The organism is Psychrobacillus sp. FSL K6-1464 (assembly GCF_038003145.1).
GTDB lineage: Bacteria > Bacillota > Bacilli > Bacillales_A > Planococcaceae > Psychrobacillus > Psychrobacillus psychrotolerans.
In genome coordinates, this window is the sequence record NZ_JBBOOP010000001.1 from 2,270,420 (window position 1) to 2,294,980 (window position 24,561).

A 24,561-nucleotide genomic window follows, 5' to 3' on the forward strand; every position below is an offset into this window, starting at 1 on the left:
TCCATATTATACTAAAACATTAAACGACAGGCTCATCAGAACCCCATTTTTTCTCTTCTTTTTTCACTTCTATGCCGCCATTTTTACGCATTTCTTTCACTTTCAAATCAAACCAAATTTGCGCTGCAATGTAGATAGAAGAATACGTTCCAGCTAGTAAGCCGATTAATAGAGCGATTGAGAAATTACGAATTCCTTCCGCCCCGAATATCAATAGAGCTACTACAACTAAAATTACTGTAAGTACTGTATTTACAGAACGTCCAAGAGTTTGTCGTAGTGATTTATTTACAATCGTTGCAAGTTCGTCTTCTGAAGTAATCGTTTTACTACGATGCAAGTTTTCTCGAATACGATCAAATGTAACAATCGTATCATTTATTGAATAACCAACAATCGTTAATACTGCTGCGATAAATGTAATATCTACCTCTAATCGAAGGATACTAAATACAGCAACCATTAAGAATGCATCATGGAGCAACGAAACGATTGATGCTAGTCCCATTCTCCATTCGAAGCGGAAAGCAACATAAATAACTATTCCAAGAGCAGCAAACATTAATGCTTTTAATGCATTTTTGACAAGTTCTTTTCCAACAGTATCAGAAACCGTGCTTACACCAGGTTCAATACCGAATTGTTCGGTCATTTCTGTTTTTAATGTTTTTATTTCTTCTTGTGTAAAGTCATCTTTATATCTAACAACAGCGCTATCACCATTTTCTCCAGAAATTACAATATCATCTGATGGCATGCCTATGTTTTCGATTTTCTCAGTAACAATTTCTTGAGTTAGAGGTTGAGTAGAGTCAATTTGAACCCTTGTACCAGAAGAAAAATCTATACCCAGATTTAACTTGAACACACTCAAAATGATAATACCAGCAATAGTCAATGTTATAGAAGCAATATAGAAGATTTTACGACTATGAACAAAATCAAAACGATCAAATTTTGTTGTTAAGTCAAGTGTATCCACTTCTTCTTCTGGAGCATGTATTCTTTTCTTCGGAATACCAAACCAACCTGGTTTATTATCGAAGTAACCACTATGAACTAATAATCCAAGTAGAATACGGGAAGCCCATACTGCTGTGATGAAAATAACTAAAATACTAATTATTAACAGTGTAGCAAATCCTTTTACAGAACTTGTACCAAAGAAGAATAATACCGACGCTGCTAATAATGTAGTAATATTGGCATCGAAAATCGCGGTAAAGGATTCTTTTGCACCCGCATCAAATGCTTTCTTCACTGATTTACCAACACGTAATTCTTCTCTTACCCGCTCATAGGTTAGGATATTGGCATCTACCGCCATACCTACCCCTAGTACAATTGCCGCGATTCCTGGAAGTGTTAAAACACCATTAATCCAGTCAAAAATAACAAGGATTAAGAAAATGTATACTACTAAAGATATAACCGCAATAACACCAGGTAAACGATAATACCCAATCATGAAAATGAAGATTGCTGCAATACCAATAATACTAGCTAATATGGTACTTTTTAATGCTTCTTCTCCGAATTGTGCACCTACTGAAGTAGAGTAGATTTCTTCCAATTCAACCGGAAGAGCACCAGCATTTAAAATTCCCGATAAATGTTTTGTTTCATCAACTGTAAAAGCACCGGAAATTTCTACGCTATCTGAGCTGATACGTTGGGATACTCGTGGAGCTGAAGTGAATTTTTGTTCTTTTTCAGGCTTCAATGCTTCCGCTTTGTACGAGTCCACCCCTTCTTCAAAGTCTAACCAAATAACTAATACATTATCTGGTGCTGGCTTAGCAGCAATTTCTGAAGTAATTTCTGCAAATTTATTTGCATCTTTTAATTCTAGTGTAACAATAGGTTGTCCTTGCTGATCGAAAGCTGCCTTTGCTCCGCTTTCTTTCAAGTCCATCCCGTCTAGCATTATATTATCTTCGGAATCTCGGAACGTTAAATTCGCTTGTGTAGAAAGTAAATCTCTGGCTGAGTTTTGATCATCCACCCCAGCAAGTTGGACACGAATTCTGTTGCCATCTTCAATTTGAATACTAGGTTCACTTACACCTAATACATCAATACGACTTGTAAGTGCTGAAGCTGTATCTGCCACAACATCTTCCGTTATTTCTGTCCCGTCTTTTAATTCGTTTACTTGATAAAGAACTTCAAAACCACCCTGAAGATCTAAACCGAGTTTAATATTGTTCAAGACCCCTGTAACTGTTGGACTGATTGTACCTGCAAAAATAACAAGTAGTAATAAAAACGCAACTATGCGCCCTCTAGTTTTCATATGTAAATTTCCTCCTCAAAAAAAAAGCAACAACTTTATTATGAAACACGTTGCTCTTACTGTCAAATACCCGTCCATTTACTTTTCTTCAAAATCTGAATTTAATAACATTCGTAATTCATCTTGATTAATCTCAGCGAACCAATTAGAAGTGCGCTGATTATCAATTTGTTCAAATGTCATAAACTCTGCCGGAGAAATAGTTAGAATATCATTGATGATCTGATATAAAGGCAATAAAGATATATCCTTCTTCCTCCACTTCTTCGTCACACAATATTTCCAAATATCTTTTTCCGAAACTGTTTCGTATTGATACACGAAAAACTCATTTCTTTTACTTTCTATAGCTGGTAGTACGTGCGCAAATATTTCTTCATAATTATTTTCCATAATATCGCACCTCTTTTATAGAATAATGTACTAAGCAATAAGCATATTGTTATTGTATACGAAGTTCCTGTATTTGAGAAGGAAGTGTTTAATTGTCTACATTTTTAAAAGGTTCAATTTTGCTGATGATTTCCATTTTTTTGTCCAAGTTTTTAGGTTTTATTTATCGTATGCAGTTTGTTCGCTTAACTGGTGAAGAAACAGTTGGTATTTATATGACTGCATATCCAGCTTTTATTTTTTTCCTTTCTTTGGTACAACTTGGTATTCCGATTGCTATGGCTAAAATTATTGCAGAGCTCCGCGCAAGAAATGCCACAAAAGATTATTTCGCCGTTATGCGAACATCTGTTATTGTCACAGTAATTTCCATCTTAATATTCACACCATTATTTATTTTTGTCACTCCTTATATTTCGGGTAACTTATTAAAAAATGATGCAATTACGATGACATTATTCGTATCCATCGCAATAGTTCCGATTGCTGCCGCTGGCGGAATATTAAAAGGGTTTTTCCAAGGGATTGCTCGATTAGAAGAAACAGCTGTGGCCCAATTGATGGAGCAAATCGTTCGAATTATTTTAATCAGTTTTGCGCTTCCCTTCTTTTTAACTGCTGCTTCACCACAAGAAGCTTCTGCTTATGCAATGCTCTTAGCTCTAATCGCAGAACTTATCGCACTGCTCTATTTGAAATGGAAATATGACAGATGGAAATCTAAACAAAATACTACGAAATCTTCTAAAACGTATCCATTGTCTCCACTCTTTGCAATTGCCTTACCGTCTTCTGGTAGTCGACTATTCGGATCTTTCACATGGTTTTTAGAGCCAATTATTTTTATCAAAGCTTTAGCTATTACTGGAGTTACAGCAGTAGCCGCCACTACTCTTTACGGTGTCATTTCAGGTGTTTTAGTCCCTTTGCTATTGTTTCCTTCTTTCATCCCGTACGCACTATCTATTGTTCTTATACCAGCTGTTAGTGATGCATTTGCTCGGGGTAATTTTAAACTATTAAAAGAAAGAATTCATCTGTCCTTAAAGTTTTCTACTTTAACTGGCTGTTATGCAGCTACACTATTTTATCTACATGGTGGCGAGCTAGTAGAGGCCCTATTTCATGTTGAAAATGCTACTGTTTATATGAAAATTCTATCTCCAATTTTTTTCTTTTATTATATTCAAAGTCCTTTGTTTTCAATTTTGCAGGCATTAGACAATTCAAAGGCCGCATTTCTCAATTCTCTATATGGTGGTGTAGGGAAACTACTACTACTATTTTTTCTCGCTTCTCAAGTTGCTATTCAAGAAAAAGGCGCGATTGTTGCGATTGGATTTGGAGTATTAATTACTTCCTTTTTACATATCGCTTCTTTAAAAGAAAAAAAAGAAGCACAAATTGGCTTCTCATTTTTTGTCATTCCTTACGCTGTGTTTTTGTTAACGATCATTACCAGACCGTTAATATATTCTATTGGAAGTCGTCCTTTACTTATCGATTGCCTATTTACTATGCTATATTTAACAATCGCTTTAGTACTGTTTAGACAGATAAAACGCAAAGAGTTAAGTGTTATTTTCAAGATTGCCAAAAGTTCTAAAAATAGATTTTGATAAATCGCTATTTAAATGAAGTTTTAAGCTGAATATAGAGCTCTTCGTTTTCATAACTACAGTAAAATATTTTTTTATAACTCATAATTTGCTTTTGTTCTAGTTGGTGGATTAGCCATTTTTCATTTTTCCCAATATGCTCTAAATGTCTCTGTTGTATTTCGCCATCGATGATGAGAGGAAATACATATTGTTCCCCTTCTTTTTTAAAGACGGATAAGTTCCCTGATGACTCCAGAAATGCATAGGAGACAGACTGAATAGATCCAATTTGTTGTTCTCGTAATTGTTGAAGGAGATCATCCAAAGTATAGCGTTGTTTTCTCATTTCTTTTTCAACAATTATTCCCTCTCGTATAAGAATGGAAGGTTCACCTTCAATGACATCACGAAATTTTTTACTTTTTAATGAAAAGTAGGAAACGCCCATCTGAATGAAAAATAGCATAAGCACTGGAACAATTGCATTGATAAAACTACTTTGAGGATCATCCAATGAAAAGCCTGCAACCTCAGCTATTAATAGAAAAACAACCAAGTCAAAAATACTTAACTCACCCACTTCTCGTTTTCCCATTAAACGAAAAATCAGTAAAATAAACCAGTACAAAACAAATGTCCGAATTATTATTATGAGTATGTCCTGCACATAATCACCTCATTATTACCTTGCCCAAAGAAAAAGAACTTACTCATAAAATGAGCAAGTTCTTTTTTTATGTATTTTAGTAAAGATAAGCAATTAAGTATCTAAGCCTAGAATACTGCGAATTTATGTGGTCTGTCCAGGCATTTGAAGCATTTGTTTAGTGCTTCAGGATTTTGAGTAAACAAGGTACTCTTTTACTCAAAATCCTTCCAGTGCCTAACATAGACCCGTTCACTTTTTATTATACTTTCGACTCCGAAACTACTCGTCCTACTGCTACGCGCTCAAATTGTAAACGTGTTCCGTCTGCAACTGTAACGAAGATCGTTTGATCATCTACTGCATCAACTTTTGCGTGTAACCCACCTACTGTGATGATATCGTCTCCACGTTTAAGATTGTTTTGCATTTGTGAAGTTGTTTTTTGGCGCTTTTGTGCTGGACGAATGATGAAGAACCACATTACTGCGAACATAGCAATAATTGGCAACAAACCTACTAATGTATCCATGTATTTATTTCCCCCCTTTTAACTCTATCTTCTAGTATACAAGAATCAGAAGTTTTTTGCATTTGGTTTGTTATACCCATATTCTTCAAAAAATTCTTCTTTAAAATCTAGTAGACGATCCTCTCGTATTGCCTGTCTTACATTCTCCATTAATTTCATTAGGAAATGCAGGTTATGATACGATGCTAGACGCAATCCGAATGTTTCATCCGCTTTAAATAAATGGCGAATATAAGCACGCGAATAATTTTTACATGTGTAGCAATCGCATTTTTCATCGATTGGTCCAAAGTCGCGAGCGAACTTAGCACCTTTAATAACTAAACGACCTTGATGAGTAAAGAATGTACCGTTACGTGCAATACGAGTTGGCAGTACACAATCAAACATATCGACACCACGTATTGCTCCATCTATTAATGAGTCAGGTGAACCAACTCCCATTAAATAACGAGGTTTATTTTCAGGCATCATCGGTGTCGTAAAATCAAGGACACGGTTCATCACATCTTTTGGTTCTCCAACTGATAATCCACCAATTGCATATCCAGGGAAATCAAGAGAAACTAAGTCTTTTGCGGATTGACGACGTAATTCTTCAAATTCTCCACCTTGAATAATTCCAAATAGCCCTTGCTTATCTGTATTCGTATGCGCAGTTAAACAACGCTCTGCCCAGCGTGAAGTACGCTCCACTGATGCTTTCATATATTCAAACGATGCAGGATACGGTGGACATTCATCAAAGGCCATCATAATATCAGAACCTAAATCATTTTGAATTTCCATGGATTTTTCAGGACTCAAGAACAATTTGTCACCGTTCAGGTGATTGCGGAAATGAACGCCTTCCTCTTCAATTTTACGCATATCACTTAAACTAAATACCTGGAATCCACCGGAATCTGTAAGAATTGCACGGTCCCAGTTCATAAATTTATGAAGTCCGCCTGCCTCACGAATAATTTCGTTTCCTGGACGCAGCCATAGGTGATAGGTGTTACTTAGAATAATTCCAGCATTCATCTCTTTAATCTCTTCTGGAGCCATTGTTTTTACTGTTGCTTGTGTACCCACCGGCATAAATGCAGGAGTCTCAAATGATCCGTGAGGTGTGTGTACGACACCTAATCGAGCACCTGTTTGTTTGTCTTTTTTTATAAGTTCATACGTAACTGCTGTCATTTAATAATTCCTTCCTTTTATAAACATTGCATCTCCAAAACTGAAAAAGCGATACTTTAAGTCAACGGCTTCTTTATAGGCACTTAACATAAACTCTCTAGAAGTAAGTGCACTAACAAGCATGACTAAAGTAGATTTAGGTAAGTGAAAATTCGTAATCATCCCATCTATACATTTAAAGTCATAACCAGGATAAATGAAAATCGACGTCCAGCCACTATCAGCTTGAAGTTGTCCTTCAAATTTAGTTGCTACTGTTTCCAATGTTCTCGTCGAGGTAGTTCCGACTGCTACAATCTTTCCACCTGCGGCTTTCACTTGGTTAATAGTATCTGCTGTTTCTTGAGTAATTCGATAAAATTCCGAATGCATTTCATGATCATCGATTGAATCTACGCTAACTGGTCGGAAAGTTCCGAGACCAACATGTAATGTCACAAAGGCTATTTTAACACCTTTTGAGCGAATGTCATCCAATAATGCATCGGTAAAATGTAAGCCCGCAGTTGGAGCTGCAGCAGAACCTTGCTCTTTTGCATAGACCGTTTGATATCGATCCTTGTTTTCCAACTTTTCATGAATATACGGTGGAAGCGGCATTTCTCCTAATTGATCTAATACCTCAAAAAACACACCTGTATATTCAAAACGGAAAATTCGGCCACCATGATCTTTTATATCTGTACAAATCGCTTTTAACAATCCGTCACCGAAAGTGATTTCTGTTCCGACTTTTACCCGTTTAGCAGGTTTCACAAGTGTTTCCCAGTGATCGCCTTCTATTTGTGTTAATAATAGTACTTCTATATTGGCACCTGTTTCTTTTTTCATCCCCATCAGACGAGCAGGCATTACCTTCGTGTCATTTAACACGAGGCAATCACCTTCCTGTAATTCGTCTAATATGTCTTTAAAATGTGTATGTGTATATGACTGCTTTACGAAGTCTGCTATCAATAGCTTGCTACTTGTTCTGTCCAAAAGTGGTGTTTGGGCAATTAATTCTTCGGGCAATTCAAAATCAAAATCTTCTACTCTCATAATTAGGACATCCTTTTTTAGTCTTTTCTTTCTATTGGAAATGGAATTCCAAAATGTTCATAAGCAAGGGCTGTAACAATCCTTCCTCTTGGAGATCGTTGGATAAATCCAATTTGCAGTAGATATGGTTCATAGACATCTTCAATTGTCGTTGACTCTTCCCCAATACTTGCTGCAATAGTATCTAATCCAACAGGACCACCTCTAAAACGTTCGATCATGGACATAATTAGTTTATGGTCAATATGATCTAATCCACGAGGATCGACTTGTAGAAGCTCTAGAGCTTCTCTAGCAATTTCAAGTGAAATATAGCCATTCCCACGAACCTGCGCATAATCCCGTACTCTTTTTAACAATCGGTTCGCTATTCGCGGAGTTCCTCGAGATCTTCTAGCTATTTCTCCAGCAGACTCATGGTCAATGGAAGCATTAAATAAATCTGCACTGCGAACCACAATAGAAGTCAATGCATCTTCCTCATAATAATCCAGTCGCAATAATACTCCAAAACGATCACGTAATGGGGCCGATAATGCACCGGCTCTAGTAGTGGCGCCTATTAATGTAAATGGGGGCAAGTCAAGGCGCACACTTCTTGCAGCGGGTCCTTTTCCTACTACAATATCCAAGCAAAAGTCTTCCATTGCCGGATAAAGGACTTCCTCAATCGAACGATTCAATCGATGAATTTCATCTATAAATAATACATCTCCAGGTTCAAGTGAACTAACAATTGCCGCTAAGTCTCCTGGACGCTCAATAGCTGGTCCACTTGTCATTCGAATTTGTACATCCATTTCATTTGCAATTACAGCAGCAAGTGTTGTTTTACCAAGTCCAGGAGGTCCATATAATAGACAGTGATCTAAACTTTCACTTCTCATTTTGGCTGCTTCTATAAATATTTCTAAATTATGCTTAATCTTATCTTGCCCAATATATTGTTTAAGAAACTGAGGACGAAGTGATTGCTCGAAAGGTTCATCAAAATTTGAAATTTCGCTGGAAATAACACGTTCATCCATAGCAAGAACCTCCTTTCTTTTGTTTATTTACCTGAAAATAATAGCTGTAAGGCTTTTTTCATAAATTGATCGGTTGTTTGAAGTTCCGCTTCCGCTTTAAGGAGTGGGCGAATTTTAGCTAACTCTCTTTCGGAATATCCTAATGCTGTTAATGCTAGCATCGCTTCTTCTAGTTCGTGAGCAGCTTCTCCATTATCGAATAAGTTTGGCCCTTCATCCTCGTATTCTAGTTGTTCAAAATCTATTAAATCGTTTAGTTTTCCTTTTAAATCTAATATCATTTGACGAGCAGTTTTCTTTCCTACACCAGGAAATTTCACTAAGAAGGTTTCATCTTCTCGCTCGATTGCTTGAATAACATGAGTTGGCTCCCCACTAGCTAATATAGCCAAGGCACCCTTTGGTCCAATGCCCGAAACTAAAATAAGCTTACGAAATAATTCCCTCTGCGCTAGGCTAGGAAATCCCATTAGCTGTTGTGCATCTTCCCGAACATGAAAATGCGTATATACTTGGACCATTTCCTCACTTTTTCTGAAGGCAAACGGATTGGGAGTAAAGAGTTGGTAACCTATTCCCTGCTGTTCCACTACTACGTATTCTGGAGTAACTCGAGTTACTTGTCCTTTTATGTAATCATACATCCTTAAATCCCTCACAATTCATACTGTCCATTATAGCATAACAAACAAAGATGGCCGCTCAAATCTCGAGCGACCAACTCCTAAAAAGAACGATTAAAGTTTACTTAAAGTATAGCATAAATTGGGCCATTCTGTTAACGCTTTGTTCGTATAAGGTATTAACTGCTCGATAAATTTCTGTTTTCGCTCTTTCGGCAATGAGTACGCATATAACCACTCACGGTATAGTTCATTTGGATACATCATTGCTTCTTTATAGCGTCGAACTACTTTTTCAAGATGCGGAAATTCATGGATGAGCAACCGAATATCATAATTTATCTCTGGGAGGACCCGGTGCATCCATAGTATGTTTTCCATTTCCCTTGGACCAATCACTGCGAGATCAAAATCAATTATTTTGTAATCTGAGCTGTCTGATAAAAAATTATGATGAACAACATCCCCGTGTAACAAGGTGCGCTTTTCCATATTAAATGGTTTCATATTACGTAAAGCGATATCACCACAAAGCAAAAGAAATTTTGTCTGCTCCCAACCTAAATGTGACTCGATGAAAAAGGAGATTTCGTTCATCTTCCATTTCCGATTCTGCCATTTAGAAATAAGGTTAAAAGAATAAAATAGATTACTATCTTCCCAGTCAACCATTTTATTTGTCTCATGAATTTGACTTAGGAGTAAATGGACTGCTTTTCTGTCTTCCTTGAACCGATAGGAAACCGTATGATCCCCTTTATACCAGGGTTGAATAATAAAGTCTTCTTGGGTCGATTCTATAATAGGAAGTATAAAAGGTTTTTCCATGTATTCTAGTTCTTTATGAATTAGGCGAATTTTTTCTGCCTGCTCAACAGTCGGATATTTTTTTACAGAGAATATGCCGTTTTCATTTTTCCATTTCCATACATTTTTCTTGATTTGCCGTATATACGTACTCACGTTTTAATAATGTGGGTAGGGATATGGAGGACATGGATATACAGGAACGTAACATATCTGTACACAAGGATGCCCTCCGTACTCTGCTTGGTGGTGCATGTATGGATATGGCTGTACTGGTGGGCATGGATACATTACCGGGTATGATGGTGATGGTTCGAATGTTGGTGAAGCTTCTTGTGCTATTGGGCTTGTTAGCTGCGGTGTTGGTTGAATAGGTATTGGCTGGACAGGCTGCGGTGTTGGTTGTGCTTGCGGTGCTGTTTCCATCTCTATATCAAAATTTTGGATATGATTGTGTATATGAATAGATGTAGACTCCATTAATCTCCAACCTTGTGGAGACGGTGTCATATCAATATCTGGGACAGGCATCATATGGAATGGGAATGTATAAGCAGGTGGTTGCTGTGGCTGTTGTGGAAGCGGTTGTGGCATTTGTTGCTGCTTTGGTTGTTGTTTGGGTTGCTGCGGCATCTGATACGTAGGTGCAACGGGTTGAGTAGGCATTCTCGGTGGTGCAGGTTGCATTTTCGTTTTGTCCATAGGTTGCTGGATTTTCACTTCCTCCTTTTTCATCATTTCTTTATTCACCATTTCTTGCTTTACTGGTCGATTATCACTGTACGGATGAGTAGTCGATTCCATTTTTTTCGTGTTTGGTATAAATATTTTCATGCCAGGCACTATATATTCGGGATTGGCCAAATGCGCATTTACTTTCTTTAATTCCTCAAAAGAAACACCGTAATTTCTGGAGATTTTCCATAGAGTGTCCCCTTTTACAACAATATGAGTTTGCACAGTCTTCCTCCTTCCTTCTCCTTTAAATTATGTCTACCATCTTAAAATGGTCACAGATTTTAAACAAACAACCACCCCTTCATGATAAACTTATGAATAGCAACCAAGTCATTATGCAAGTTTGGAGGAGTTAATCGTGAAAAAGTTAAAAGGCGAGGAACGTAGGAATTGGATTTTCTCCTATTTAAAGGAACAACATGTACCCGTGACTGGCAATCAGTTAGCAAAGCTCGCTAATGTCAGCAGACAGGTTATTGTGAATGATATAACCTTATTAAAGGCAACGAATGCCGCTATTGTCTCTACTAGTCAAGGCTATATAGCTCTTCCGGATAAAGAAAGTACCCCTTATGTTCAGCAACGAGTTGCTTGCAATCATCAATCAATTCATTCCGAGGATGAACTCTTAGCTTTAGTTGATGCAGGAGTCACTGTAGAGAATGTTACGATTGAACATCCTGTATACGGAGAAATTACGTCATCCATTATGGTTTCAAATCGTCACGACGTTGAAATGTTTTTGAAGAAAGTGCGAGATACAGACGCTCCGTTTTTACTGGAGCTCACTGCGGGAATTCATTTGCATTTGTTATCCGCTCCAACCGAAGAAATTTTAAATAGAGGTATTCATGCAATTAGGGAAAAAGGTTATTTATTAGAAGGATAATTTCAAACATGGGGTTCGGGAAATGATGACATTCCGGTGATTTATCATTACTTTCTGGTGATTCCGGAGCTCATTCAGGTGATTCTCTCCTACATTCGAGTGTTTTTCTACACTTTTAAACAGTAGACATCAAAAAAACGAAGCGAATCCATTTATGAACGGATCGCTTCGTTTTTTGTTTCGTATGTATAATACGAGCCTAATGATTTTACGCCACAGCCTAGTGACTTTAACTCTTCTATAGCACCAATCATCATTGGCTTCTTTTCATCCTCAAGCACATCTATGATAAAGAAATATTGCCCTAAACCTGTTTTTAATGGTCGTGACTCAATTTTACTTAAATTGAGTTGTCTCCATGCAAAGACCGATAACACTTGATGCAATGCACCAGAGCGATCATCTTTAGGTAATGTAATCATAACAGTAGTTTTCACTTGATCGGTATGACCATCTCGGACAATACAATCATTCTTTTTAGAAATCACAAAAAATCTAGTGTGATTAAAATGAAAATCATGTATATTGTGCTCCACAATCTTTAATCCATATTCCGTTGCAGCTGAAGTATTTCCAATCGCAGCAATACATAAATCTTCGTTTTCCGAAACGTATTTAGCTGCTGCTGCAGTTGATGAAGATTGTTCTAATGGAACTTTCCCAAATCGATAATACAAATATTTATGGCATTGTGCTAAAGCATGTGGATGGGAGTACACTGTTGTCATTTCTTCCCATCGTCCCACATTACTTGGGTGAACCATTAAATGTTGTTCAATCGGAGATATTAGCTCAGCAGTCACGAACAGCTCTGCTTCATGGAACAAATAGTCGATTGTTAACGGAACTGTTCCCTCTAGTGCATTTTCTAGTGGAACGACCGCTATATCCACTTCTCCATTTGCAACTGCTTCAATACACTCGGGTATAGTCCGTATCGGTACTAATACATCCTCTTGAAATAATGATTTAGTTGCTAAATGTGTAAAAGAAGCTTCTGGTCCTAAAAAAGCAATTTGTTTGGTTGTCATTAGAAAAACCTCCTTATAGAGCACCAGAGCTAATCACTTCTGCAGATTCTACAAAATCAAGTCGTTTCATTTCATTCAAAAAATCTTCTAATTCCTTGTTCATCGCTGTTACATCAAGTGATAATGTTACACTTGCTCTTCCTTGAATCGGTATTGTTTGATGGATGGTCAACACATTACATGCGTAATTAGCCACCAATTGCAATAACCTAGCAAGTGTACCTTCTCTATCTTCTAATTGAAGAAAGACCGTTAAAATCCGTTCTTGAACAATCGAATGGAATGGAAAAACCGCATCACGATATTTATAAAAAGCACTGCGAGATAAATCTACTTCTTTTACGGCATCCCAAATCGAAGATGCCTTTCCAGATTGAAGGAGATGTTTTGCATCCAAGGTTTTTTGCATTGCCTCTGTTAGCACATCCTCCCGTACTAAAAAAAATCTCTGGCTTGTTACATCTTTCATGCGGTTCCCTACTTTCCTCTATTCGATAAATTCAAACTCAAATCTTAGTAATCGTACTATGTCGCCATCTTTAGCTCCGCGCTGACGTAGTGCATCATCAATACCCATCCCACGAAGTTGTCTAGAGAATCTACGAATAGAGTCTTCTCTACTGAAATCAGTCATTTTAAATAATCTTTCCACTGATCCGCCAGCAAGTACAAACGCTCCATCATCATCTCTAGTAACAGTAAAGTCGTCTTCTTTGGCTTGATATTTGTACATTACAGACGTTTCTGTTTCTTCTTCCACCAATTCTTCTAATGGGAATTCTGGTGCAACCTCTAACATGTCTGCTACTGCAAATAATAATTCTTGTAAACCTTGACGAGAAATAGCAGAAACAGGGAATACTTTCATATCTGCTCCAACTTTTTCTTTAAAGACTTTTAAATTATCTTCCGAGTCTGGCATGTCCATTTTATTGGCTACAATAATTTGTGGTCTTTCTGTTAAACGAAGATTGTATTGTTTTAATTCATCATTAATAGTCAAATAATCTTCGTAAGGATCGCGACCTTCCATTCCAGACATATCGATTACATGTACAATTACACGCGTACGTTCGATATGACGTAGGAACTGATGTCCTAGCCCTATTCCTTCATGAGCACCTTCAATTAGGCCCGGTAAATCGGCCATTGCAAAGCTGCGGTGATCTTCTGTTTCTACCATTCCTAAGTTCGGTACAATTGTTGTAAAGTGGTATGGAGCAATTTTAGGCTTAGCTGCTGATACAACCGATAATAATGTAGATTTCCCGACACTTGGGAACCCAACTAAACCAACATCTGCTAAAACTTTCAACTCTAACTCTACATTTAACTCAAAACCTGGCTCTCCTTTTTCAGAAAGCTCTGGAGCTGGATTTGCAGGTGTTGCAAAGCGAGAGTTACCTCTACCACCACGACCACCTCTTGCAATTACAGCTTGTTGTCCATGCTCTACTAAATCAGCAATTACTTCGCCAGTTTCTTCGTTTTTAACAACAGTTCCAGGTGGTACTTTAATGATTAAATCATCTGCATTGGCACCATGCATATTCTTACTACCACCATGAACTCCTCTAGTCGCTTTAAAAATGCGCTTATATCGGAAATCCATTAATGTACGAAGACCCTCTTCTACTTCGAAAATAACGTCTCCACCATTTCCTCCGTCCCCACCTGCAGGACCTCCTAAAGGAACATACTTCTCACGACGGAATCCAACCATACCATCTCCGCCGTCACCACCCTTGACATAAACTTTCACGTGATCTACAAACATTTACTTCACTCCAATCTTCCACTTGCAATTAGTTTTACTGTTATCGAATTGTTGGTTGCTTCTAATATTTCCAGCTGAAATAAATCTTCAATTAGTTCATCTCGCCATTTATTATTAGACCAATCTCCCCGAATATCTATTAGTATTTCCAAAAATTCATCTGAAATGATATGAAGTTTCAGGAACTGCTCTTGATATCCTCTAAAATGTGGGTATATAGCTTGTACGAATCTACTTAAATAATCTTTTAAGGCTTCATCGTACATACTTGCTTTTCTATTTAGAAGAGATGTTTGAACATCTAAAGTTAATTGATTATATTTAATACTAAATGTTTGTAGCCATTCATTTGTTTTATATAAACCAATATTATTTATATCAAAAAATTGGTTGCATTTTTGGGAATATTTTTTTATTAAAGCCTTAGCTTCCTCTGTTTTACCCATATCTAAGTTCATTTGCAAAAGATGCATATTATTTAAATAATCATGCATTGTATGACGAAGTATTTCATTTAAAGTAATCTCGTTATGATCCATGTAAGTTACACATCCCAACATTTACTATCCTCTACTAGTATAACAGGAATAGTTCTTTTATGCTCCCGGAGTATAGCTTACTTACACGAAATTTTTGAAATCAAAAAGGACTGCATAAATGCAGTCCTTTTATTATTCATTAAGCTTCTTGAGCTACAGGATATACACTTACTTTTTTCTTGTCGCGGCCGAAACGCTCAAAGCGCACTACACCGTCAACTTTCGCAAAAAGTGTGTCATCTCCACCACGTCCAACGTTTTCACCTGGATGAATTTTAGTCCCGCGTTGACGGTATAAAATTGATCCACCTGATACGAATTGTCCGTCAGCACGTTTAGCGCCTAGACGTTTCGATTGAGAGTCACGACCGTTACGAGTCGAACCTACTCCCTTTTTGGATGCGAAAAACTGAAGATTTAATTTTAACATATGTTCCACCTCCTACTTTTTGAAGGTTATTTTTATATACTTGGCATAATCTTGCTCAATCGTTTGTAAAGAGACAATCATCGCTTCCAAAATAAGCTGTATTTGAGCAGCTTTTTCTAGATTAGATATGCTTGGAACCTCGACGTATAAATAGCCTCCGTCCCCTTTTTGCGTAATTATAGGTGTGATTCCTGTAAGTGCGATCACCGCATTCACTGCACCAAATGATACAGCAGAAGCTCCTGCACACACTAAATCTTTTCCATGTTCCGCAAAATCAGCATGGCCTTTCATCTCGAAAGAATGTATATGACCGGATTGATCTTTTGTTATAATCACTTTAATCATCTTATAAACTAATAGATTCTACTACTAATTTAGTGTATGGCTGTCTGTGACCTTGTTTTTTGTGATAGTTCTTTTTCGCTTTGTATTTGAAGACTGTAATTTTTTTAGCTTTGCCATTTTTTACAACTTTCGCTGTAACTGTAGCACCTTCCACGAATGGAGCACCAACTTTTACATCTTCTCCACCTACGAATAAAACTTTTTCAAAAGTTACAACTTCATCAGCATTAGCATCTAATTTTTCAATGTAGATTTCTTGCCCTTGTTCAACTTTGATTTGTTTACCACCAGTTTCAATAATTGCGTACATACTTGCACCTCCTCTTAGACTAAGACTCGCCTTCCAAAAGGTGATTCAAAACTCGAATACTTATAACCTTTTCAGAGCGGTTGTAGCAACGGGTGCTGCTACAAATCATAACATTAAAATATTATCACATATATTATTCTTAGTCAAGCGCTTTTCGTTATCCAATCAAATGCAAGCTTATACTTACGAAATCTCCAATAAGAAAGATTTTGAAAAGCAAGAAATAAAAATATAATGGAGATAACCAAAGCCACAGGAAAATAAAACAAACTAACCACAAAAATAATAACACAAATACATCCCGAAAAGCCGATCAGCTCCTCATACAACTTCGGAAAAATAGAATGTATGATTCGCCCACCGTCTAACGGGAATATTGGTAATAGATTTAAGCTGAAAATTGATAATTGAATCATTATAAATATATTCGCTTGAGGAAAGTCTATAAGCATGCCAAATAAGAGCAAGAGAAGCGTACATAATGGTCCACCTAAGATTATACACACCTGTATCCTCTTAGGTTGCTTCGAGAATTGTTCCATCTTTATCTCTCCACCATAGGGCAAAATAGTACAAGATTGAACTTTAGCACCCATCCAAATCGCGACTAATAGATGACCTAACTCATGAACCAATAGCGATCCAAACACGAGTGCATACATAGCTATTTCTCCTGATAAATAAAAGAATAGAAAAAAAGGAATCATTATGGGGTGTACACGAAACAGTCGTTTATTCATAGAAGACGGCAAGCCACTCAATGAGCTCTTCGGTATCTAACATCTCTCCATCTTTTTCCACCTGGACATATAGCATGTCATTTTCAACAGAGGCAAATATATCTCCCGCGTTTACAGTCGTATATGGCAATTGATGAAAATCATCTACAAAACCGTATGTAGCAGTTTCTCCCGTATCATATAAAATAGATAACGTTTTACCAGTTTTCTTTCGATGACCAGTATAAATAATAAGACCATCTTCAGATGCATACAGGTCTTGGGATTTATCAATGGACAAAATTGCACCATCTTCTAAAGGCTGAATCGATTTATATTCGATTAAAGGAGGACTAGATACAGGTGCACTTACACTAATTAAGTCATCTGTTCGAGTAATCCAAGCAACTACATCCTCATAAATATCTGTTGGTTTTTGTGGTTCTAATAGTAGACTGGCATAATTGGTTGAGAGAGTACTATTACCCTCTAACTTTGCTAATAAAATAAATGAAAGTACAAATAGAAATGAAAGAACCCATTTTCTTTTTGAAAGCATAACATTCCCCCTAAGAAGAATATATGAAGGTTGAGGTTGTTTAATGAATTAGTTTTTGAAGTGTTGTAAGGAGTATAACTTGCTATCACGGAACCTATTAAGCCTTTTTTAAGTGAAACAAAAATAAACCGACTACCTCAAAACTGGGCAGTCGGTCTCCATTCTTATTTAGAAAAAATAGATTTGATTTTAGAGAAAACGCCAACTTTAGGAAGGTCCATGGACATTAATGGTACCGATTCTCCTAAAATACGTCTCGCAATGTTACGGTATCCAAGGGCCGCTCTGTTAGAAGGATCCATAACAACCGGTTCACCTTTATTAGATGAAGTTATAACACTTTCATCATCCGCGATAATTCCCAATAGATCAATAGATAAGTGAGTGGTAATCTCATTTATATCCAGTGCATCACCTTGGTTCATCAGATGCTGACGAATTCGGTTGATGATTAACTTAGGCGGATCTATTGTGCCTTCTTGCTCTAATAAGCCAATAATACGATCCGCATCACGTACAGCTGAAATTTCCGGTGTAGTAACTACTATTGCTTTATCTGCACCTGCAATGGCATTTTTATAGCCTTGTTCAATTCCAGCTGGGCAATCAATTAAGACATAATCATATTCGCGTTTTAACTCTAAAACAAGTTCTTTCATTTGTTCAGGATTAACAGCATTTTTGTCTACAGTTTGAGCTGCAGGAAGTAAATACAGTCTATCCTCGAAGCGTTTATCTTTCACAAGCGCTTGATGTATTTTACAACGTCCTTCGATAACATCTACTAAATCGTAGATAATTCTATTTTCCAGACCTAGCACTACATCCAAGTTACGTAAACCAATATCCGTATCCATTAAACAAACTTTTTTCCCTTGCAGGGCCAATGCAGTTCCAAGGTTAGCTGTTGTAGTCGTTTTACCGACCCCACCTTTACCTGAAGTTATAACGATTGCTTCTCCCACATTAGCTTCCTCCTTTAAATGTTGATAAATTTGGTCTTAACAGACGAAGATCTTGTAAACGATCAATTGCGATAGAACCATTTGTATGTAAATAAGCACATTCCATTTCAGGTTGCTCAGAAAGAACGGTCAACTCATCTGTCATCGTTTCAACCACACTATCGATGATTAAATGCGTTGCCTCTAGCCAAGATGCCGCTATAACTGCATCCTTGTTCCCAGATGAACCTGCATGAGCAATACCTTTAAGTCTTCCAAGGACAAAAATATTCCCACCTGCAACTACTCTACCATTGGGATTCACATCGCCAACAACTACTAAATCTCCCAAAGCAGTAATAACTTGTCCTGACCGAACAATACCTACATAAGTCTCTGACTGGTTTTCTAGTAATCTTCTATTACAATCTTCCACCGTCATAACTTCACTTTGAATTTTAGTCACACGCAGATGTTCTGTTTGCTGAACGCAAGAAATAATCTCTTTCGTCTGCTCATCGTTACAGTAACGATAACCTAAATGTAATAATACCTCCGCTTGACCTTCAAAACCTTCATCAGAAACCTTCTTCGCTAATTCATCTAAAAGCTCTGTATATGAACACTGATCGTCTAGGCGTAATACAAGGCCCTCTTTCGTTCCTTTGATAAATATTAACTGCTTCTTTGTCAATCAAGTCACCTCAGATTTACTGTTAAATCAACAAGCTATTTTTGAAGCAATAAAGCTTTTTGATTAAACCGATTTAGAAGAATATATTTAAATGCCCATCCGAACATCAATAAAAATACAGCATTTGCAATCATTGTAGGAATGAGATTATGTTGATAAAAATAAGTAAATGTCATCGTTTTAATACCGATGGACGTATAAAATAAGAATAATAACAACTCTACCCCTGCTACTAGAAGCAAGGTAAGAATAGTAGAAACCAACAGATGTTGGTGAATGTATTTAACCGTAAAGCTTGCGACTAAACACATGAGAGGATAAATAAAAGAATATAATCCAATAATATCAATGAAAAAGACATCATACAAGAGCCCAAAAAACAAACCATAAAGCATCGCTCGTTTTCTGTCATAATAAACGGCTACAAAAATTAGATATATAATGAGAAAACGTGGTACTAGTACATAAAAATCACTATTTAATTCAATTGGCGAAAAAAGACCAAAAATCGGTTCTAAATAGAATAATAGAACCGAAATGGCAATCACTAGAATACGAGTCATGAGCCGTCCCCTGCACCTTCTGTAAGATCAGCATCCGTATTTCCTCCGTCTGTACCATCTACATTAGTAATGGTGCGCTTAGAAACAATTACGTGATCTAAAATAGAGAAACTTGCAGCAGGTTTAACATACGCCAACTTAGTTAAGCCGTAGTCATCCGTTGTGACTTCCGTAACTTCACCGATTAATATACCTTTCGGGAAAATTCCACCTAAACCAGAAGTTGTTACTTTTTGACCTTTTTTCACTTCATACTCAGAATCAATTCTTTTTAGTATTAGTTCTTTACGTTTTTCATCATATCCTTCAATTAATCCAAAAACTTCTTTCCCTTCAGCAATTACAGCCGAAACTCGATAATTTGGATTTTGAGTAGACAAAAGTTCCACAGTAGATGTATAAGGTGTGGTCAAGGTTACTTTTCCAATTAACCCTTGAGCAGTCATCACAGCCATATTTACCTCTATCCCGTGAATCTCCCCTTTATCAATAATAATTTTTTCTTCCCATTGGTCGGGATTTCTAGCAATAACGGTTGCTTGGATAGGATTATACGCGCGAAGATCCTCTTCCTTATCAACAATTTTGCGTAGCTCATCATTTTCAAGACGTAGATCATTTACAGAAGCTTGAAGTGCTACATAATCTTCTAATCTTACTTTTAGTCGTTTATTTTCATCATATGTATTAAGTAAGGATTCTACATTATCAAATACACCCGTTATATATTGGGTCGGTTTGGAAAATATAGATTGTCCAAACCCGACCACATCTTTAATAACCTGTTCAGGTAAGGATGCATGATTTCGATCTCGCAAAGAAAAGCTGATGAGCGCCACAAGAAAAATCATCCCTACAAGCAGCAATATTAATCGCTTATTCGAAAAAAATTGTGGCATATCACACTTCTCCTTAGTGTTTTGTTTGTTGGCGTTTCAGTACATTCATATGATCTAACGCTTTCCCAGTACCAATTGCAACACAATCCAGTGGATTTTCTGCAATAAATACAGGTATATTCGTTTGATCGCTAATAACTTTGTCTAGATTTTTCAGTAATGCTCCACCGCCAGTTAACATGATTCCGCGCTCCATTACATCTGCAGATAATTCAGGTGGAGTTTGTTCTAATGTCTTCTTCACACCATCAATAATAGCGGAAATCGACTCACGTAATGCATTTGAAATTTCTTTAGAAGTAATTTCAATCGTTTTTGGCAGTCCTGTTACTAAATCACGTCCGCGAATATCCATTTTTTCTTCTTCATCAGATACTCTTGCAGAGCCAATCTCAATTTTAATTGCTTCTGCCGTACGTTCACCAATCGTTAAGTTATACGTTTTACGGATATATGCAGTAATGGCATGATCCATAGAATCTCCAGCAACGCGGACTGATTCACTTGTTACAATTCCACCAAGTGATATAACGGCAACCTCTGTCGTACCCCCACCTATATCAACGACCATACTACCAGTAGGTTCCCACACAGGTAAATTTGCTCCAATTGCAGCTGCAAAAGGCTCTTCTATTGTTAAAGCTTCTCGTGCACCAGCCTGCTTCGCAGCATCAATTACAGCACGTTGCTCCACAGAAGTAATACCAAATGGGACACAAATCATGACATTTGGTTTGCTCCATGACATTCCAGAAGCTTTCATCGCATTTTTCAAATAATACTCTATCATTGCAGAAGTTGTATCAAAATCCGCGATAACTCCATCCTTCATAGGACGAATTGCAACGATTGAACCAGGCGTACGACCGATCATATTTTTTGCATCGTTTCCTACTGCCACAATAGCTCCATTTTGTACATTTTTCGCTACAACCGATGGCTCTCTAAGTACAATACCTTTTCCTTTGATGAAAACTAGCGTATTTGCTGTTCCTAAATCTATTCCCAAATCTCTTGATCCAAATCCAAACACTATTATTTACTCCCTTTCTATCTCAAACAAGTTTTACTTCGTTGTCATAAAGTCATAACTCTCATTATAACTGATAGAACGGAAATTGCACAGTGTCACATATACCCTTTTTCTTTTAAGCTTATAAACTGGTGATCACCAATGATCACATGATCCAGGAGTTCTATGCCCATAAGTTGGCCTGCCTCAAATAGTCTTTTCGTCACATCAATATCTTCTGTGGACGGTGTTATTTGATATCAATAGTAAAGTGGGAGAAATATTATGAAAGCAATCTCTTGGCTTTGACTACATGTCTTCAGAGTTAGCATAACTAAATTATAAAATTACCTTTTTTATGAAAGAATTAGTCAAAAAAGATAAGAAAAACTGTTTAACTTTATGGGGGCACTTCAAATGAGTGGTCGCCTTTTTATTTCGTTTACCCCTGTAAATTTAGTTTTCGGTGGGGATCATGTCGTTTTGCCTTTATTAGAACAGGAACTTGTACCAACTGGATGGATAAACGAAGTCTGGTCGTTCGCTGTAAAGATACTTCGCACTAGGAATTGTTGATTAACTAATTAATTTAGGTATTAACGATAGAAAACTACATTTCTGTATTTTTAACTTAAAATGATTTGTAAATCAAAAGAACTGGAGGTATAATTCGATTATACATATTCAAACATTTGAATATGTATAATCGAATTTGTCAAAGGAGGAAAATTGATTGTGGACAGATATACAACAATTTAAAGCTGATTTTTTTAAAGCCTTGGCACATCCACTAAGAATACGGATTCTTGAATTACTGTCAGAAGGAGAAAAGAGCGTTACAGAAATTCAAAGCACTCTTAATAGTGAAGGTTCCGCAGTTTCCCAACAACTAAGTGTATTACGCTCTAAAAATATTGTAGTTGGTATCAAAAATGGTAAACGAGTTGTTTATTCACTTCGCGACCCATCCATTATAAAACTTTTAATAGTTACACGAGAAATCTTCAATAATCATTTAATTGATACCCTTTCTATGTTAGAAGAATTAGATGAAGAAGATACACTTTCTAAATCATAGAATCGGAGTAATCAATGGAAATTTAAATAGATATAACTCCCTAAACAATCAATAATATACAATCAATTTACTATTTTAATCATTCATAGAAAAAGAAGGGGTATAATGAAAAGCTTTTTTACAGGAAGATTTGATGACTATTCAATACGGCATTTCCAAAAAGATCTTCTTTCAGGCGTTATTGTAGGGGTAATTGCTATACCATTAGCTATGGCATTTGCTATTGCATCAGGTGTGAAACCAGAATACGGGATTTACACAGCATGTATTGCTGGTATCTTAATTTCTTTATTTGGTGGATCGAAATATCAAATTGGAGGACCTACTGGTGCTTTCGTACCTATTCTTTTTGGGATTGTCATAGCTTATGGATATACAGATTTATTACTTGCTGGTTTTTTAGCCGGTATTATCTTGTGTTTAATGGCGATTTTTAAAATAGGTTCTTTGATTAAATTCATCCCTCGTCCTGTCACAATTGGTTTTACTTCAGGGATTGCCATTATTATTTTCACAGGGCAAATTGAAAATTTCTTTGGACTGACAGGGCTTGAAAAACATGAGAAGTTCATTGACAACATGAAGGAAATTATCTTTCATATTGATACAATGAATTTTTATAGTATAGGAATTGCCATATTGTGTCTTTTCGTCATTTTACTCACACCGAAATTATTGCCGAAAGTTCCTGGATCACTAATTGGTTTAATCGTAACAACAATAATAGCAACAGTATTCTTTTCAGGCAATATTTCAACTATAGGCTCCACCTTTGGAGAAATTCCAAGCCAACTCCCTCATTTTCGCTTTCCCGATATAACATGGGAAAGAATACAGCGTTTAATAGTACCTGCATTTGTAATTGCTATATTGGGAGGAATTGAATCTCTCTTATCCGCTGTAGTAGCAGATGGGATGACGAATAGTAAACACAATAGTAATCGTGAATTAATGGGCCAAGGAATTGCAAATATCATTACTCCTTTATTTGGAGGAATTCCAGCTACAGGTGCAATTGCACGAACAGCGACAAATATTAAATCTGGTGCTACTTCTCCTATGTCAGGGATTATTCATGGGATTTTTGTTTTATTAACCCTCTTAATATTAGCACCCTATGCTTCACTTATTCCGTTAGCTAGTATGGCGCCTGTTTTAATGATAGTGGCTTGGAATATGAGTGAAAGAAAACAGTTTCTTCATGTGTTGAAAATGAAAAGTGGCGATTCTCTTATTTTATTGGTTACATTTCTTTTAACTGTCTTCACCAGTATTACGATAGCAGTTATGGTTGGTCTCATCTTAGCTGTCGTTTTATTCGCAAAACGCATGAGTAATATGTTGGTTGTTTCCAAAGTGTTACCAGACCACACTCATAAGAATGAAATTGTTCAATCCCATGTAGTTAACGAAGCTCATAACTGCCCACAAATTAGCATTTATACAATTGAAGGGCCACTTTTTTTTGGTGCTGCACAAGTGTTTGAACAACGCATAATGGATACAATTCATTATGAACCTACTGTCTTGATTTTACGTATGGGGAAAGTACCGTTCATCGATTCGACAGGTGAAGCGAATTTGAAGAATATTGTCAATTATTATAAAAAACAAGGTGGAATTCTTGTGCTTTCAGGTATAGTTGATGATTTGAAAAAGTCATTGAAAAAGTCTGGTCTTTATGATGAAATTGGTGAAAAGTATATATTTAGTCGTACAGGCGAAGCCATTGACTATTCCATCTCAGAAATTAACCATAATAAATGTTTAGGATGTAAGCATTTCGCTTTTCATGAATGCAATCAACTTTCACATACAGGAAATCTCGATAAAAAGGAGTCTAAATTACTAGAAATATAAAAAATAAAAGATAACTAAA

The 24,561-nt window shown here is 36.7% G+C and carries 28 protein-coding genes, 1 pseudogene and 1 other annotated feature; of the genes and pseudogenes, 4 read left to right on the forward strand and 25 right to left on the reverse strand.

The window, feature by feature from the left end; all coding sequences use genetic code 11:
- Nucleotides 1-19: 19 nt before the first annotated feature.
- Nucleotides 20-2,296 carry a protein translocase subunit SecDF gene (gene secDF / locus MKX39_RS11480; protein WP_340769635.1) on the reverse strand — a complete coding sequence of 759 codons (2,277 nt, stop codon included), beginning with the start codon at nucleotides 2,294-2,296 and terminating at the stop codon, nucleotides 20-22.
- Between the two features lie 78 nt (nucleotides 2,297-2,374).
- Nucleotides 2,375-2,689, reverse strand: coding sequence for a post-transcriptional regulator (locus MKX39_RS11485; protein ID WP_093537030.1), 315 nt, complete (start codon nucleotides 2,687-2,689; stop codon nucleotides 2,375-2,377).
- 92 nt (nucleotides 2,690-2,781) lie between these two features.
- Here MKX39_RS11485 and MKX39_RS11490 point away from each other — a divergent pair, with 92 nt between their 5' ends.
- Complete coding sequence (locus MKX39_RS11490) at nucleotides 2,782-4,308, forward strand: putative polysaccharide biosynthesis protein (RefSeq protein WP_340762795.1); 1,527 nt, start codon at nucleotides 2,782-2,784, stop codon at nucleotides 4,306-4,308.
- Between the two features lie 7 nt (nucleotides 4,309-4,315).
- Here MKX39_RS11490 and MKX39_RS11495 read toward each other — a convergent pair whose 3' ends face one another.
- The 8 genes from MKX39_RS11495 to safA form a co-directional block, all read right to left on the reverse strand.
- Complete coding sequence (locus tag MKX39_RS11495) at nucleotides 4,316-4,957, reverse strand: DUF421 domain-containing protein (protein WP_340769636.1); 642 nt, start codon at nucleotides 4,955-4,957, stop codon at nucleotides 4,316-4,318.
- A 241-nt stretch (nucleotides 4,958-5,198) separates the two neighbouring features.
- Nucleotides 5,199-5,468, reverse strand: a complete 270-nt coding sequence (gene yajC / locus MKX39_RS11500) for a preprotein translocase subunit YajC (RefSeq protein ID WP_093537027.1) — start codon at nucleotides 5,466-5,468, stop codon at nucleotides 5,199-5,201.
- A gap of 45 nt (nucleotides 5,469-5,513) precedes the next feature.
- The gene (gene tgt / locus MKX39_RS11505) at nucleotides 5,514-6,653 is read right to left on the reverse strand and encodes a tRNA guanosine(34) transglycosylase Tgt (RefSeq protein ID WP_340762797.1); all 1,140 of its coding nucleotides are present in this window, start codon (nucleotides 6,651-6,653) and stop codon (nucleotides 5,514-5,516) included.
- On the reverse strand, nucleotides 6,654-7,694 hold the full coding sequence (gene queA, locus MKX39_RS11510) for a tRNA preQ1(34) S-adenosylmethionine ribosyltransferase-isomerase QueA (RefSeq protein WP_340769637.1): 1,041 nt from the start codon (nucleotides 7,692-7,694) through the stop codon (nucleotides 6,654-6,656).
- A 17-nt stretch (nucleotides 7,695-7,711) separates the two neighbouring features.
- Entirely contained in the window at nucleotides 7,712-8,722 is a 1,011-nt protein-coding gene (gene ruvB / locus MKX39_RS11515; RefSeq protein WP_340769638.1) for a Holliday junction branch migration DNA helicase RuvB, read from the reverse strand.
- Between the two features lie 23 nt (nucleotides 8,723-8,745).
- A complete protein-coding gene (gene ruvA, locus MKX39_RS11520) occupies nucleotides 8,746-9,366 on the reverse strand; it encodes a Holliday junction branch migration protein RuvA (RefSeq protein ID WP_093537023.1) in 621 nt (206 codons plus the stop codon).
- 93 nt (nucleotides 9,367-9,459) lie between these two features.
- Entirely contained in the window at nucleotides 9,460-10,173 is a 714-nt protein-coding gene (locus MKX39_RS11525) for a phosphotransferase (RefSeq protein ID WP_340769639.1), read from the reverse strand.
- 138 nt (nucleotides 10,174-10,311) lie between these two features.
- A complete protein-coding gene (gene safA, locus MKX39_RS11530; RefSeq protein ID WP_340769640.1) occupies nucleotides 10,312-11,112 on the reverse strand; it encodes a SafA/ExsA family spore coat assembly protein in 801 nt (266 codons plus the stop codon).
- 136 nt (nucleotides 11,113-11,248) lie between these two features.
- Between safA and MKX39_RS11535 the strand changes: the two genes are divergently transcribed.
- The gene (locus tag MKX39_RS11535; RefSeq protein WP_340769641.1) at nucleotides 11,249-11,779 is read left to right on the forward strand and encodes a transcription repressor NadR; all 531 of its coding nucleotides are present in this window, start codon (nucleotides 11,249-11,251) and stop codon (nucleotides 11,777-11,779) included.
- Nucleotides 11,780-11,931: 152 nt separating this feature from the next.
- Here MKX39_RS11535 and pheA read toward each other — a convergent pair whose 3' ends face one another.
- The 15 genes and pseudogenes from pheA to MKX39_RS11610 form a co-directional block, all read right to left on the reverse strand.
- Nucleotides 11,932-12,810 (reverse strand): prephenate dehydratase, encoded by an 879-nt coding sequence (pheA, locus tag MKX39_RS11540; RefSeq protein WP_340769642.1) that lies wholly within the window; start codon nucleotides 12,808-12,810, stop codon nucleotides 11,932-11,934.
- 13 nt (nucleotides 12,811-12,823) lie between these two features.
- Nucleotides 12,824-13,279: an ACT domain-containing protein gene (locus MKX39_RS11545; RefSeq protein ID WP_093537018.1), complete on the reverse strand. Its 456-nt coding sequence runs from the start codon at nucleotides 13,277-13,279 to the stop codon at nucleotides 12,824-12,826.
- An 18-nt stretch (nucleotides 13,280-13,297) separates the two neighbouring features.
- On the reverse strand, nucleotides 13,298-14,587 hold the full coding sequence (gene obgE / locus MKX39_RS11550) for a GTPase ObgE (protein WP_340762808.1): 1,290 nt from the start codon (nucleotides 14,585-14,587) through the stop codon (nucleotides 13,298-13,300).
- Between the two features lie 5 nt (nucleotides 14,588-14,592).
- Nucleotides 14,593-15,126: a Spo0B domain-containing protein gene (locus MKX39_RS11555; RefSeq protein ID WP_340762809.1), complete on the reverse strand. Its 534-nt coding sequence runs from the start codon at nucleotides 15,124-15,126 to the stop codon at nucleotides 14,593-14,595.
- Nucleotides 15,127-15,265: 139 nt separating this feature from the next.
- The gene (gene rpmA, locus MKX39_RS11560) at nucleotides 15,266-15,556 is read right to left on the reverse strand and encodes a 50S ribosomal protein L27 (RefSeq protein ID WP_090564003.1); all 291 of its coding nucleotides are present in this window, start codon (nucleotides 15,554-15,556) and stop codon (nucleotides 15,266-15,268) included.
- Nucleotides 15,557-15,568: 12 nt separating this feature from the next.
- Nucleotides 15,569-15,904, reverse strand: coding sequence for a ribosomal-processing cysteine protease Prp (locus MKX39_RS11565; protein ID WP_093537015.1), 336 nt, complete (start codon nucleotides 15,902-15,904; stop codon nucleotides 15,569-15,571).
- Between the two features lies 1 nt (nucleotide 15,905).
- Complete coding sequence (gene rplU / locus MKX39_RS11570) at nucleotides 15,906-16,214, reverse strand: 50S ribosomal protein L21 (RefSeq protein ID WP_093060533.1); 309 nt, start codon at nucleotides 16,212-16,214, stop codon at nucleotides 15,906-15,908.
- A gap of 12 nt (nucleotides 16,215-16,226) precedes the next feature.
- Nucleotides 16,227-16,306, reverse strand: a sequence feature (ribosomal protein L21 leader region).
- Between the two features lie 51 nt (nucleotides 16,307-16,357).
- Entirely contained in the window at nucleotides 16,358-16,954 is a 597-nt protein-coding gene (locus MKX39_RS11575) for a metalloprotease (RefSeq protein ID WP_445678024.1), read from the reverse strand.
- Nucleotides 16,947-17,492 (reverse strand): hypothetical protein, encoded by a 546-nt coding sequence (locus MKX39_RS11580; RefSeq protein WP_340769644.1) that lies wholly within the window; start codon nucleotides 17,490-17,492, stop codon nucleotides 16,947-16,949. Before MKX39_RS11580 ends, MKX39_RS11575 begins: the two co-directional genes overlap by 8 nt.
- Before the next feature lie 164 nt (nucleotides 17,493-17,656).
- A complete protein-coding gene (gene minD / locus MKX39_RS11585; RefSeq protein ID WP_093537012.1) occupies nucleotides 17,657-18,457 on the reverse strand; it encodes a septum site-determining protein MinD in 801 nt (266 codons plus the stop codon).
- 1 nt (nucleotide 18,458) lies between these two features.
- Complete coding sequence (minC, locus tag MKX39_RS11590) at nucleotides 18,459-19,130, reverse strand: septum site-determining protein MinC (RefSeq protein ID WP_093537011.1); 672 nt, start codon at nucleotides 19,128-19,130, stop codon at nucleotides 18,459-18,461.
- A 35-nt stretch (nucleotides 19,131-19,165) separates the two neighbouring features.
- Nucleotides 19,166-19,693 (reverse strand): rod shape-determining protein MreD, encoded by a 528-nt coding sequence (mreD, locus tag MKX39_RS11595; protein ID WP_340762817.1) that lies wholly within the window; start codon nucleotides 19,691-19,693, stop codon nucleotides 19,166-19,168.
- On the reverse strand, nucleotides 19,690-20,592 hold the full coding sequence (gene mreC, locus MKX39_RS11600) for a rod shape-determining protein MreC (RefSeq protein WP_093537009.1): 903 nt from the start codon (nucleotides 20,590-20,592) through the stop codon (nucleotides 19,690-19,692). Before mreC ends, mreD begins: the two co-directional genes overlap by 4 nt.
- 13 nt (nucleotides 20,593-20,605) lie before the next feature.
- The gene (locus MKX39_RS11605) at nucleotides 20,606-21,625 is read right to left on the reverse strand and encodes a rod shape-determining protein (protein WP_093537008.1); all 1,020 of its coding nucleotides are present in this window, start codon (nucleotides 21,623-21,625) and stop codon (nucleotides 20,606-20,608) included.
- 95 nt (nucleotides 21,626-21,720) lie between these two features.
- Nucleotides 21,721-21,855: pseudogene (locus MKX39_RS11610) on the reverse strand (JAB domain-containing protein); the annotation flags it as partial.
- A gap of 482 nt (nucleotides 21,856-22,337) precedes the next feature.
- Between MKX39_RS11610 and MKX39_RS11615 the strand changes: the two are divergent.
- Together MKX39_RS11615 and MKX39_RS11620 are read left to right on the forward strand one after the other, a co-directional pair.
- Entirely contained in the window at nucleotides 22,338-22,682 is a 345-nt protein-coding gene (locus MKX39_RS11615; protein WP_340758911.1) for an ArsR/SmtB family transcription factor, read from the forward strand.
- Between the two features lie 105 nt (nucleotides 22,683-22,787).
- A complete protein-coding gene (locus MKX39_RS11620) occupies nucleotides 22,788-24,542 on the forward strand; it encodes a SulP family inorganic anion transporter (RefSeq protein ID WP_340758912.1) in 1,755 nt (584 codons plus the stop codon).
- Nucleotides 24,543-24,561 lie beyond the last annotated feature (19 nt).